11 protein-coding genes and 1 pseudogene are annotated in these 12,654 nt (G+C 70.1%); 6 read left to right on the plus strand and 6 right to left on the minus strand.

The features are described 5' to 3' along the window. Window positions 1-767 precede the first annotated feature (767 nt). Together ACGFQ9_RS35175 and ACGFQ9_RS35180 are read right to left on the minus strand one after the other, a co-directional pair. Window positions 768-1,499, minus strand: coding sequence for a sporulation protein (locus tag ACGFQ9_RS35175; RefSeq protein WP_393579638.1), 732 nt, complete (start codon window positions 1,497-1,499; stop codon window positions 768-770). 126 nt (window positions 1,500-1,625) lie between these two features. Further along, window positions 1,626-1,826: a hypothetical protein gene (locus tag ACGFQ9_RS35180; RefSeq protein ID WP_393579639.1), complete on the minus strand. Its 201-nt coding sequence runs from the start codon at window positions 1,824-1,826 to the stop codon at window positions 1,626-1,628. Window positions 1,827-3,490: 1,664 nt separating this feature from the next. Between ACGFQ9_RS35180 and ACGFQ9_RS35185 the strand changes: the two genes are divergently transcribed. The 3 genes from ACGFQ9_RS35185 (at window position 3,491) to ACGFQ9_RS35195 (ending at window position 6,492) form a co-directional block, all read left to right on the plus strand. Continuing rightward, window positions 3,491-4,171, plus strand: coding sequence for a hypothetical protein (locus ACGFQ9_RS35185; RefSeq protein ID WP_393579640.1), 681 nt, complete (start codon window positions 3,491-3,493; stop codon window positions 4,169-4,171). Window positions 4,172-5,028: 857 nt separating this feature from the next. Beyond that, window positions 5,029-5,808, plus strand: a complete 780-nt coding sequence (locus tag ACGFQ9_RS35190) for a DsbA family protein (protein WP_393579642.1) — start codon at window positions 5,029-5,031, stop codon at window positions 5,806-5,808. A 492-nt stretch (window positions 5,809-6,300) separates the two neighbouring features. Continuing rightward, window positions 6,301-6,492 carry a hypothetical protein gene (locus tag ACGFQ9_RS35195; protein WP_393579643.1) on the plus strand — a complete coding sequence of 64 codons (192 nt, stop codon included), beginning with the start codon at window positions 6,301-6,303 and terminating at the stop codon, window positions 6,490-6,492. A 229-nt stretch (window positions 6,493-6,721) separates the two neighbouring features. On the opposite strand, the gene ACGFQ9_RS35200 is transcribed toward ACGFQ9_RS35195, so the two are convergent. The 3 genes from ACGFQ9_RS35200 to ACGFQ9_RS35210 all read right to left on the minus strand — a co-directional run bounded on the left by ACGFQ9_RS35200 (window position 6,722) and on the right by ACGFQ9_RS35210 (window position 9,351). Next, on the minus strand, window positions 6,722-6,922 hold the full coding sequence (locus ACGFQ9_RS35200) for a hypothetical protein (protein ID WP_393579645.1): 201 nt from the start codon (window positions 6,920-6,922) through the stop codon (window positions 6,722-6,724). Window positions 6,923-7,854: 932 nt separating this feature from the next. Continuing rightward, a complete protein-coding gene (locus ACGFQ9_RS35205; protein WP_393579646.1) occupies window positions 7,855-8,175 on the minus strand; it encodes a hypothetical protein in 321 nt (106 codons plus the stop codon). Between the two features lie 225 nt (window positions 8,176-8,400). Then, window positions 8,401-9,351, minus strand: a complete 951-nt coding sequence (locus ACGFQ9_RS35210; protein WP_393579647.1) for a cupin domain-containing protein — start codon at window positions 9,349-9,351, stop codon at window positions 8,401-8,403. Between the two features lie 168 nt (window positions 9,352-9,519). Here ACGFQ9_RS35210 and ACGFQ9_RS35215 point away from each other — a divergent pair, with 168 nt between their 5' ends. The 3 genes and pseudogenes from ACGFQ9_RS35215 to ACGFQ9_RS35225 all read left to right on the plus strand — a co-directional run. Further along, window positions 9,520-10,350 carry an SDR family oxidoreductase gene (locus ACGFQ9_RS35215; RefSeq protein WP_393579648.1) on the plus strand — a complete coding sequence of 277 codons (831 nt, stop codon included), beginning with the start codon at window positions 9,520-9,522 and terminating at the stop codon, window positions 10,348-10,350. A gap of 116 nt (window positions 10,351-10,466) precedes the next feature. Beyond that, window positions 10,467-11,555 (plus strand): alkene reductase, encoded by a 1,089-nt coding sequence (locus ACGFQ9_RS35220; protein WP_393579649.1) that lies wholly within the window; start codon window positions 10,467-10,469, stop codon window positions 11,553-11,555. Window positions 11,556-11,726: 171 nt separating this feature from the next. Continuing rightward, window positions 11,727-12,149: pseudogene (locus tag ACGFQ9_RS35225) on the plus strand (transposase); the annotation flags it as partial. Here ACGFQ9_RS35225 and ACGFQ9_RS35230 read toward each other — a convergent pair. Beyond that, window positions 12,146-12,574 (minus strand): hypothetical protein, encoded by a 429-nt coding sequence (locus tag ACGFQ9_RS35230; RefSeq protein WP_393579650.1) that lies wholly within the window; start codon window positions 12,572-12,574, stop codon window positions 12,146-12,148. The pseudogene ACGFQ9_RS35225 and the gene ACGFQ9_RS35230 sit on opposite strands and share 4 nt — an antisense overlap. Window positions 12,575-12,654 lie beyond the last annotated feature (80 nt).

A 12,654-nucleotide genomic window follows, 5' to 3' on the forward strand; every position in this document is an offset into this window, starting at 1 on the left:
CGCACGGGCGGTACAGGCCCGTACAGCGGCTGCCACGGCGGGTGCGACGTTTCTACGTCCGGGCGGAGTGCGGAAGCCTTCCACAAGGGCCTCCAAGCCCTCCAGCAGTACGTACAGCGGGAGGGCGGCCTGCCCGGCCGAGCCCACGCTGAAAACCTCCCAGACGGCCCGCACCGCACTGGTGTGCGGCTGGTCAATCAGCGCCAGCGCCGCGACCGACTCGGCGCAGACCAGCTCGCCGCCCTCGCCGAACTCGGGGTGGAGTGGGCGACTTCGTAACCGGTCCCACCCGTCCCGGTGAACGCCATCCGCTCCTGGGCCCCTGCTGACCGGCTCCGCGGCTACGGTGAAGCACACAACGAGCAAGGGGGAGTGCCCATGGACTGGGCGCACTGGATCCAGAGCGCGGCGGCCCCCACCTTCCTCACCTGGGTGCTCCTGGCCGCCTTCCGCGTCTTCACGATGCGCGCCGACAGCATGATCGAAGGGCTCACCCCGAACTGGGCTCATCGAGGAGTTCGGCGACCGTGGTGCAGGTCCGCCCGGGCGCGGCGGACCCGACTCTCGACGAGATCCAGACGCACTGCCGCACCCGACTGGCGGGGTACAAGATCCCCCGCCAGCCGGTGATCGCCGCGGAGATCCAGCGCTCCCCCGGCGTGAAGGCCGACGACCGGTGGGCGAAGGCGGTGGCGACGGAGGCGGCCTCCCAGGGTGATCCCGTGGGGGGGGCGGCGCCTGCCGCGTGTACCGCCCTCGGGGCGGCTTCAGGCCCCGTACTGCTTCTTCATGTGTGCCTCCAGCCGGGCGTTGAGCGCCGCCTGGTCGGCCGCGGCCTCCTCGTGGGTCAGGGTGAGCCGGGGAGCCCAGCCCCCCGCGCACACGTCGATGACCCCGGGCAGGGTGACGATCATCATCTCCAGCATCGCGGGCCGATAGCCCGAAGGGAAGGCGAGCTCGAACTCCTGCCACCAGTCGACCTCCTGTCGGGAGTTCATGGCCCGGCCCGGCTTGACCTCGGTGTCCACGTGCCGGAAGCCGAGCGCCTGGTAGGCCCGCAGCACGGCCGCCTGCGAGGGGAGGGCGTGCACCTCGACCTCGTCGAGGTCCCCGCGGTCCACGGCGTTGTCGATCGCGAGCTCGGTACGGACCGCGCTGTACGCGCCCCTGAGCCGCTCCCCGTCGGAGTGGGTGAGCGGCATGCCCAGCGGCAGCCGGAACGTGAACACGTGGGTGCGGACTTCCCCGGCGGCCAGAGTGAAGGGCGCACCGAACTCCCGGGCCTCCATCACGTGCAGGTAGCGGGCCTCGGCCCCGTGGTTCTCGAAGCGGACCACCAGCTCGGCCTGGAAACGCTCGATCTCCACGTCCACGGCGCCGCCCCGGACGGTGACCGTGCCGGACAGCTCCTGGCCGGGCTGGAACTGGTGCTCGTCGAGCACGGTCTCGACCTCGGGTGCGTTGACCCCCAGCGCGCTGAGGAACTTGCGGAACGCCATGCGGCATACCCCCCTGAGAGAAGGCCGGAACCGGCCTTGATGATGATCAAGGACCACGCTATCCGGTCGGCTTCCGGCCGGACAGTGCCGGGCCGGGCGGACACACCGGCCCGCGCTGCCGGACCCTCAGGCCGGCGGGTTCCCGTCCAGGAAGCGGGCGATGAGGGTGCTGAACCACTCGGGGGCGTCGAGCCACGGGAAGAGGTTCCCTCCCTGCTGGACCTCGCAGGTGCCGGGCGGGAAGGCCGTGGCGAGTCGGACGGCCACCGCCGGGGAGGGGTTGCCGTCGAGCACCCCCGCCAGCACCGGCGCGACCAGCCGCTGCACGGCGGCCCGGGTGGTGAGCGGGTCAAAGGCCCCTTAGCCCGACGTGCGCCCCTGTGGCAGCGGACGATGGTCGCCTCCGCCCTCATGTCCCCACCGACATCGAGCCGGACACCGGCAACATCACCGCTCAGCCCGCCCCCGACACGGCCGGCACCCGCACACCCCGCAAGCCGGCGGCCACGGGCACCGGCCGCCCCCGCCGGCCAGGCACCCTGTGGGCATCACGCACCCCTCACGGCAACCCGGACACCGACGCGCTCCAGCGGCGCCTGGACATCCTCGAAATGATCAAGCGCCGACATGCCCGTCGGCCTGACCGCCCTGCTCACGACCCTCGGCGCGATCTACATCGGCGCCTACACCGACGGCGACATCCACGTCTCCACGAAGCCGCCCAGCCCGGCATCCCCACCGTCGACCATACGTCGACTTCCGCGCGTCCGCCCACGCCAGCGCGCTCGGCAAAGCCAACCTCGCACAGCTCGGCCGCGAAGCCCACCTCGACCACCTCTCCTGCTACCGGCCCATGAAACTGACCGGCCAAACGATCACCGACCAGCAGAACGGCCCCACCCACCTCACCGGCCCGCGCAACGGATGCCGCGGTCAGGGTGCCCCTCCCTTGCCAACCTGACCGTGTCCCTGTGCTCTGCACACCAGTCGAGTGGCCACAACAGTTATGTGAGCGGAAGCACTCAGCCTCGGGCAGCACCACGGCAGCGGGGACCGCCACCAAACCTGGTGGTGGCCCTTGCTGCTGTGTGAGCGGCTGGTTTCCCGCAGATCAGACAGGGTCCAAGACGCGCGCCGCCGTACGCGACCGCGCAAGCACGGTGCAGCGGATCCCACCGCCGGAGTGCCAATCCATCGCCGGACTGACCGCGTCCCCGTGCTCGACACACCAGGAAACCGGAACCAGGCCGCCGCAGTCGTACCGACGGCAGACGCACCCCTCCGCCAAGCCGGCGAACGGCACCCCGTGCCGGACCACCCCGCCCGCCGACCCCTCCGCGGCAGCGCCCCGCAGCCCGGCCAGCCACGCCAGCGTCACCCGCAGACCACCCGACCCCGACCAGAACCGCTCGATCACCCGCACCTCCCCCACCACCGCCAACGGACCGGTACCGGGCGCGATCAGCCGGCGCACCGACGCCCCGCACTCCCCGGCCGCCAGCCCGCCAGAACGTCCGCGTCGTCGTCGGTGGACCAGCCGGACAGGCAGTCCTCGCCCGCCGCGTCCTCGGCCAGGGACAACCACGGGGAAGTCGGCGTACTTCCGGCGCCAGCACGCCACCGCGGCCCGGCCCACCCGGGCAATCCGCCCCACTTCCGCCAGCAGCACCCGATCCTCCCCCGGGACCACCGGGGCAAGGCCGGCAAGCGGAGAGCCGCAGCCCGCGCGGGCGGTGAACACCGCCCGCCAGGCCACCAAGGGCCGGACCACGGGCAACAAGGCGACGGACTCCGCGGGTACAACGGGACCGTGGCCAACCTGGGACGGAAACCGCCCAGATCGGCACAGCCATCACCGGGCCCGGCACCCACGGGATCATGAAGCCGCGGTGCGGGAATATGCCCAACTCGTGGGCGCCCCCGTGATCACGCGCGTTCGCCATGACACAGTGGGCGTGATCAACTGAGGTTGGGCAACAGGCGGGACACCGGTGAGAAGCCTCGTACGGACAACGGTCTTCGCGACGACGATTGCGATGCTGACAGCGTGCGGTGGCAGCGAACAGGCCGCCTACCCCCCAAGCGACTCCGCGGGGCAGAAGATCACGCAGGCACCCGCAGCGCCGGCGGCCCCCTACCGGCTGAGCCTGCCTCCGAGCCTGCTCGGCGGCACCTACAAAGACTCAGACCCTTCCGAGCCGGACGAGAACCTGGCAGACGGAGTGTCAGCCTGGGTAGACCAGCCTGTGTCCGTCCGCGCCACCTACGACGGGCCGAACTACCCCAAGAAGAACTACGGACCCTTCATTGCCATCAACGGCGTTCACGGAACCGTACTCGCACCGGCCCCCGCCCGCGAGGAGTTCCTGCGCCTCCTGGACCACAGCAGGAAATCGGAACCACCCGCCAAGACCGTCATCGGCCCCAAGACAATCGTCCCCGCAGGATCCAGCGAGCCCCTGTCATGCCGCGTCGTCGAGCGCGCCCACACCACCGGCGACGACTTCACCGTGGTGGGACCTGAATGCTCCTGGGCTGACGCGTCGGCCATCGTCAACATCAGCGAGAGCACCGACCCCACTCAGCCGATCCGAGCATCCGACATCGGCCTCGCCGCCTTCGCCACGAAAGTCGCCACCATCCGCAACGAAATCCGCGCCCCCCTCTCATAGCTGCGAGCAGCCACACTCACGGCAGCCGGCTGCCTCGCGTGAACGTCGGGGACGAGACCGAGCCTGACGATCTGGCCCCAATCAAACCGGGTCGGCCGGGAGCTGCTGCACGAAGTAGCCGCGGTGGAGGCCACACGCCTGACGGAAGCCGCCGCGCGCGTGGCAGAGGCTGAAAGCCGTGTCGAGACGGCACAGGCAGAACTGGCCTCGGCCCAGCTACGGGCAGCAGCCTCCAGCCAGACCGCCGCAGCCGTCGACACCCTGTTCCATCGGGCGCAGTAAACAACGCTTCCAGGCCGGGGCTGTCCAGCTGCGCGTGGCACCGAGGAGGTCGCGTACCCTGCGCACACGTCGCAGCAGCAGTACGGACACTGCTACGACGTTGTGGGTTCGGGGCGCGCCTCACGCATAGAGCGTGGGTGCTCGGACAGCCCGCGGCCACAGCGCGGGGACTGGCAGGCGTATTCCGAGCTATACCGGCACTGGAGGACCCTTGCACCTTGTGCAGAGCTCAGATGCCACTGTGCCCGCCGAGCCAGCTCGGAGACGTCCAGACGCAAATCCGTCGTGGCTCCCATGCTCCCCCGCACCCGGGGGCCTCGGAGGGGAGTTCTCAGAAAGCCGATGAAGCATGCTTGGCGCTCCTCTGCCGGGGAAGACAAAGCGCGCTCCGCTGTCCCGCAGGAAGCCGCAATCGGTCGCCGTCCCGTACCGGTCGGTGTTGGGGACGGTCACCGCGGTGACCTCGTCCCAGGTCTCGGGCCGGCCATGGCGGGCTACCGTCACGAAATCCGTGATGCGACTGTCACACCGGACACGTAGAGTCCGCCTGTTCACAGGGGAGGAACTCTAGTTCGATGAAGATCAGCAGAATGGCCCAGGCATCCATAGCGGTAGGTGTCATAGGGGTCCTCGCGGGATGCACACGGGGCGGATCCGAGGCGGGAGACACCGCCGCGGCGGTACGGGCCGAGACGACCAGCTATGGATCCGCCGAGCAGCTGCCTGAACGAATGGCCCCGGACGGTACGACGATCGTGGTCGGGAATCCCGCGGCCCGTTCGACGGTGCAGGTCTATGAGGACCCGCGCTGCCCCGTCGTCGAGGAGTACGAGCAGACCGGCGGCGCAGAACTCCAGGAGCTGCTGCTCGAGGGGGAGATCAAGGCCCAGTACACCTTCGCTTCCTTCAAGGACAACCGGCTCGGCGGCGACGGCTCGAAGCAGGCCGTGAACGCATTGCGCGCCGCGCTGGAGAAGGGGAAGTTCGTGGAGTACCACAGGGTGCTCTTCGAGAATCAGGCTGCCGTCGAAAGCAGCGGTGGGTTCACCCCTGAGCGCCTGCTCAAGCTTGCCGAGGAGGTCCCGGGACTCCGCGATGACGCCTTCGACCTGGCTGTCAGGACGATGAAGTACCGCTCGTACGTCACCGCCTCCCAGCAGGCCTACCAGCAGACCGGCGACGATCCGATCGGCCCCGGCACCCCCACGATCATCGTCAACAGTCACACCATCGACGGCGGTCTCTACGGTGCCAACTTCGAAGCGGACCTGTTCCGCCTTCTGGTGACAGACCTTCACGAGAAGCCCTGGACGTGGAACGCGGCCTACAAGGCTCTCCGGGAGAAGGACGCCTGAACTGGCGTTCGGGGAGTTTGCCCCTTCACTGTCTTGACGCGCAAGAACACCTGCGGGGAGTGTGCCCCCGAGCACAGTGATCCCGGGGGGAAACATGTCCATACCGCCGCCGGCAGATGTACCGATACCGCACTACGCACGTCGCTGCGTTGGCCGGGCGCTCGTGCCGCTGGTGTCGCTGGGGATCTTCTCCTGGGCGCCGTTTGCCTGGACGGCGGTGCGTCAGCGTTCATTCGCTGATGCCGTTCTCGCGGCAGGCTCCCTCGTGACCGTGGTCTGCGCGATGGCATACAGCTGCAGCGGGGGGGCAGTGTTGTCATCTGGATGGTGCTGCTGGCGTTGATGCTGGGCGGCAGTGTGCTGGCTGGTGTCCGTACTCCGCGCGCGCCGCCTGCCGTATCTCCTGCGCCTTCGTTGTCGTCCACCAGGTCAGAGCCGTCGCCGTTGCCCCCCGCGACGGTGGCTGAGACCGATGCTCCATCCGATGTCCCGGTGGCGGAGGAACAGGAAGACGACGGCGGCGGGACGGGCGGCCAGGACTTCGTCGGCCAGGTGGGGATCCAGTTCGGCTATGCCTGCTCCCCCGTCGGCGCTCTCGGCGTCGCCAAGGACGGACGTCCCGCCAAGTGCTTCATGGGCAAAGACGGCCGGGCTCGGTGGGGCTACGACTCGAACCGTGGATGAGGCGTTGCGCGCCGTGGGTGAGGGAACAGCGTGAGCGACCAAAGCGACCCGGATCCCGAAGTGCCTGCGATCCGCGTCTTCGCGGCGGGCCGCTTCTCCCTGCGGGCTGCGGCGTGGCCTTGGGGGCTGGTTTCTCGCCTGTTCTGGTCGACGGTCGCGTGCAGCGCCTCCGTCAAGCCGCTCCGCCTGCCCCGACCAGGTGGGGCTTCGTCAGCCCGGCCAGTCCGCCTCACACAGAGTCGTTGGACCCGGCCAGGTTCATGCCGGCCCGGCCGGCCTCGGCGTCCGCGTCCAGGTCAGGCCAGAGCCGGGTGAGGTGATCGACCTCGGTACGGCGCACGCTGAGCCGGAGGGCGGCCTGCTCGGGGCCCAGGAGGGTGTGCCGGTCGGGGAGGGCGGTCAGGTCCCGGCGGCGGGTGAGGGCGGCCACCTGGGCGCCAGGTGCACATCGACTCCGTGTCCTCGCCGAGGCCGGACCGGCGGACCGACGCTGCCAAGGTGGCCGAGGACGGCCACGCCACCCGTCCGGGCCAGGACGTCGCTACGGCGGTCGTCCTCACCGAAGATGGCGGGCATGTCCGCCAGGGGGCCGCGAGGTCGGCGGCGGCTTCCGGGTCCCGGTCGCGCAGCAGCAGCCAGACCGCGTGCGCCTTGCGGGCCGCGCGCACCGTTTCGAGGTCGGGCCGGGCATGCGCGGCCCCGTCTGCTCAGCGCGCGCGAGGACGACCGCGGCGGGCAGGTCCCCGGCTGCGGCGCCGGGCCCACAGCAACGTCCGCCCTCCAGGCGAGAATGTCCTGCCGGCAGTCGTGCACGGGGCCTCGGCGGACACGGTGGCCGCGGCCGGCGCCTGCTCCCGGCAGGTGCTGGAGGACACCCAGACATCGTCAGCGGGCGCGGGCGCCGCCAGGTCGACATGCCCTTGACCACCAAGCCCTCGACCCCGGACACATCGGGCTGCGGGTGGGTCGGGCATTCTCGGCAGCGGACGAAGAGAGGTCCGAGGTGCCGTGCGGTGGCGTGCCCGCCCAGGATCTGGAGCCGGAAGCCCGCTCCGGTCGCTGTGCTCAGACATCACCAGACCGTCGGGGCGGAGGTGGCCTGAGCGGCCGCGCCCTGCCCCGGCCTCCTGACCCGGACGTGCGTCTGCGCAACTGGCGGCCGAGCCGAGGTCAGCGGCCTCCCCATGGGCACCGTGGAAGCCTTCGACATCGATCGGTGACCCCGCGCACCGGCCGCCGGTGGCGGCACGTCCCCTGCCTCGGTGGGTGAATACGTCGATCGTGTCGCCCTGACCGGCCTGGCCACCGTCCATCCTGCAGCACGGCACCGGCCCGCGGTTGTCATGGGAGCCGAATGCATTGTCAGCCGCGCAGGCGGCGTACCGTCTTTGCCGCGCCCCACACCAGCAGGACGTTCACCGCAGCGCCGCCCACCAGGTAGACCATCGGTCCGAAGGGGTTCGCGGCTTCCGGGGCCGGGCTGCCGAGGAGGGCGTGCAGGGGAACGACCCCGAACACCGTGACCAGCAGCGAGCCCGGGAACGAGAGGAAGTAGAGCGCGGCCAGGTAGCCGTCGCCGGAGGCGCCGGCGAGGCCGCGGGCGAGGCCGGCGGCGGCCATCAGGGCCAGGTAGCCGAGGGCCAGTTCCCGCGCGGCGGGCGCGGGGCGGAAAATTCGGCTCATCGCGGTGGTCCGTCTTTCGGTGGAACGGTAGCGGGTAGGGAGGGCAGCGGAGAGGTCAGCGACCATGAAGGGGTCGCGGGCCTGCCCCATTATTGAACATGTTCAGCGAATTCGGGAGTAGAGCGGCGATCCGGGACGGAACTTGTCGCGGACCACCTTGCGGAGGTGGAGCCGGTCCGCCGCCACCCCGGCCCCGGTCGGGCCCCGCAGTACCGCCCGGACCGCTCAGGTTCCCGCGGGCTGTGCGATTGCTTCTCTGCGGTAGCGGCCGGGCGGGAGGCCGCGTTCGCGGGCGAAGGCCCGGGAGAAGGTGAACTCCGAGGTGTAGCCGACCGCCTCGCCGATGTCGGAGACCAGCCGGTTGGTGTCGCGCAGCAGCCGCGCGGCCAGGGTGATCCGCACTCGGGAGAGATAGGCCAGCGGTGACACGCCGACCAGCTGCTTGAACTGCCGGGCGAAGGCCGGGCGGGACATCGCCACGTCGCGTGCGAGGGATTCCACGGTCCAGGGTTGCTGTGGCGCCTCGTGCATGAGGGCGAGCGCGGCACCGATGCGCGGGTCGCGCAGAGCCGTCAGCCAGGACTGCGGTGCGGAGTGCGGGTCGGCATCCGCGGTGTCGAGCCAGGCACGGATGACCTGGACGAAGAGGACGTCGGTCAGTCGGGAGGCGACGGCCCGCGAGCCGGGCCGCTCCCGTGTGCTCTCAAGGGCCAGGAGCCGGATGATTCCCTGGAGTTCGGGGTCGGCGCTCATGCCGGGGACATGGATCACCGTGGGCAGGGCGGACAGGACCGGGTGTTGCGAGGCGTCGTGGTCGTAGTCGAATTTGCCGCAGACGATGCGTGTGACGGGGCCGTGGCCGCCGAGGTCCAGGATGCCGTCGCGGCCGACCGGGTGCGCGGCTTCCAGCTCCGCGTACGGGACGGCGGCCTGCTCCGGGCTTCCGGCCAGGTGATGGGGCTCGCCCTGCGGGAGCAGGACGACGTCCCCGGGCACCAACTGGCGTGGCGGCTGCTCGGCCACGCGCAGCCAGCAGGTCCCCTCGGCGATCAGATGGAATCCGGCAGTGCCCAGCCGCTCCAGGCCACAGCCCCACCCCGAGCCGCGGGCGCGGAGCTGGGCGAGCAGAACCCCTTTGAACGCGGTGGCCGCCAGCACATCCCCAAGAACATCCATACCCAGGACCCTATCCTCACTCTTCCTCTCTTCAAGCGAGAGGAAAGGTCAAGTTTTATGAGAGTTCCTGCCATGGAGCGGCGTCTCCTGTCTCCATAGAGTCAATGTCGTGAGGGAGCGCACGGCGAATCCCCACATCCGCCATCCACTCCGACCATGGAGAACAGCATGAGCAAGGTCTGGTTCGTCACCGGCTCCTCCCGCGGCTTCGGCCGTCAGTTCGTCGAAGCGGCCCTGTCCCGCGGGGACAAGGTGGCCGCGACCGCCCGCAACGCCGACACCTTGTCGGACCTGGCCGCCACCTACGGCGACGCCGTCCTCGCACTCGACCTGGACGTGACCGACAAAGCCGCGGTCAACGAAAGTGTCACGCGGGCCAACGAGCACTTCGGCCGCCTCGACGTCATCGTGAACAACGCCGGCTACGGCCTGTTCGGCGCCGTCGAAGAACTGACCGAACAGGCCCTGCGCGACCAGCTGGAGACCAACCTGTTCGGTGCCCTGTGGGTCACCCAGGCCGCCCTGCCGTACCTGCGCGAGCAGGGCAGCGGCCACATCGTGCAGATCTCCTCCACCGGCGGTGTCGCCTCCTGGCCGCTGGTGGGCGGCTACCACGCCTCGAAGTGGGCATTGGAGGGCCTGAGCGAGTCCCTGGCCCAGGAGGTCTCCGGCCTCGGGATCAAGGTCACCCTGGTCGAGCCCGGCGCCTACGCCACCGACTGGGGCGGCTCCTCCGCCGTCTCTGCCGACCCGATCCCGGTCTACGACGGCGTACGCGAAGCACTGGGCGCGTTCATGCAGACCCTCGACTTCGGCAGCCCAGCCGCCGCGGGCGCCGCGCTGCTCAAGGTCGTCGACTCCGACAACCCCCCGCTGCGCGTCTTCTTCGGCACCCAGGGCAACGACATGCTCCCGCAGGTCTACGCCGACCGCCTCAAGACCTGGGCCGACTGGCAGGACCTCGCCGTCGAGGCCCAGGGCAGCACCCCTGCGGCCTGAACGAGCCCCGCATCTGTCCTGACATCCACCCGTGTGCCTCGGCCATCCCGCCCGAGGCGCCCGGCGGCACCCTTCACCGGTGTCACGCCACCCATCCCCGAACAGGAACGACACCCATGAAGCACCTCTTCGAGCCCTACTCGCTGCCCTCCACCACCCTCAACAACCGTGTCGTCATGGCACCGATGACCCGCGCCCGCCGCCCCGACCACGTCCCCGGCCCCGACACCGCCGAGTACTACCGCCAGCGGGCCGGCGCGGGACTGATCATCACCGAAGGCGTCTTCGTCTCACCCCAGGCCCAGGGCTACTCCGACGTGCCGGGCCTGTGGACGGACGAGCAGCGGGCCGGCTGGGCCGTCGTCACCGACGCGGTGCACGACGCGGGCGGGCGTATCTTCGCGCAGCTGTGGCACGTGGGACGGGTGTCCCATACCTCCCTCCAGCCCGCCGGAGCGGCACCGGTGGGCCCCAGCACCCTGCAGGCTCAGGCCCACGCCTGGGTCCAGGGAGTCGGATTCCTCGACGCGAGCAGGCCCCGGGCTCTGGGGACGGACGAGATCCCGCGCCTGACGGCCGACTTCGCCGACGCGGCCGCCCGCGCGGTCCAGGCCGGCTTCGACGGAGTCGAGCTCCACGGCGCGCACGGCTTCCTTTTCGAACAGTTCCTCAACCCGCACGTCAACGACCGCACCGACCGGTACGGCGGCTCCGTCGAGAATCGCGCACGGTTCCTCCTCGAAGCCCTCGATGCCCTCATCGACCGCATCGGCGCGCAGCGGGTCGCCGTACGCCTGTCGCCGTTCACCCGTGCCAGCGACCTGCCCGCCGACGACCAGGCCGAAGCGGTGTACGCCTACCTCGCCCCGGAACTCGCCCGCCGCCACCTCGCCTACGTCCACCTCAGCGACCTCCGCCTGGGCGGTGCGGCGGACGTCCCCGAGGACTTCCTCAAGACATTCCGAGCGGCCTACGACGGAACGATCCTCCTGGCCGGCGGCCTCGACCGCACCCGCGCCGAAGAACTCATCGCCTCCGACCTCATCGATCTCGCCGTCTTCGGCAGGCCGTTCATCGCCAACCCCGACCTGGTGGAGCGAATGCGCCACAACCTGCCGCTGGCGACCCCGGACCCCGACACCTTCTACGGTGGTGGCGCCGTGGGCTACACCGACTACCCGCACCATGACGGCAGCGCCGCGTGAACCGGCTCGGACCACACTGCGCACCGCGCCCTGCCCGTGGTCTGTTCCAAGCCTGCCCGATGAAGTCCCCCGAGGCATGACGGCTCCCCAAGCCGTGATGCCGGATCCGCCACACCGGGCGGGGCTTCACCGGCGTGATCCACGTAGCCGGGACGAACACGATGCGAAAGGGCTCACCCTCTTTCGAAGGTCCTGACGTCCATGCCGGCCATCGGCGTCAGGACCGGAGCCCGGATCCTGATCGAGGTCGAGGTCGAGGTCGACGACGGCAGCACCTTCCCGACCGCAGGCCACCTCGCCGCCTACGCCGGGCTCGCCCCCGCGACCCGCAGCTCGGGGTCGTCGATCCGCGGCGAACAACCCTCCAGACGGGGAAACAAGCAGCTCAAACGGGCTTTCTTCCTCTCCGCGTTCGCGGCCCTGGGGGACCCGGCATCGCGGGCCTACTACGACAAGAAGATCGCTCAGGGAAAGCACCACACCCAAGCCCTGCTCTGCCTCGCACGACGCCGGGCAGATGTCCTCTTCGCGATGATCCGGGACGGAACCTTCCACGAACCGCAGCCTGTTCGGACGATCGCTCCGCAGACCTAGAGCATGGTCAGGAGGTGATCCGTGGGGCCGTAGTCGATCTTCCAGTCGGCATAGACCCCACAGAATCCATCCTTGATGCACCGCAGGCCCACGGTTACCCAGCGGACCGATCCGTCGTCGCCGAGCGAGAGCGCGACCGCGGCCTCGAATTCCTCGCTCCCGCAGGGGCAGCCGGCTGCACCGGGCGCGTCGTCCTCCCAGGACTCCTCGTTCCAGTACTCCTCGCTATCCGCGATGAACGCACGGCTGCCGCAGCCGGAGCACTCCCGTTCCGCTCCGGACGCATTGACCAGCACGAAGAACACCCGGCCGCCGCACTCACACACGGAAGCACCGATCTTCACCGGGCGGCCGTCGACGGCATCCCGCAGGAACACCGCGAGCTCCTCGGGGGCACCCTCACCAACCTGATCATCAGCTTGCACGGACACATCGTTCCAGACGCCCGAACTCACACCCGACCAGCTTGACCAAAGACATAGGGGCCCCCGGCGGCCAGCTCGGA

The organism is Streptomyces sp. NPDC048603 (assembly GCF_043199475.1).
GTDB lineage: Bacteria > Actinomycetota > Actinomycetes > Streptomycetales > Streptomycetaceae > Streptomyces.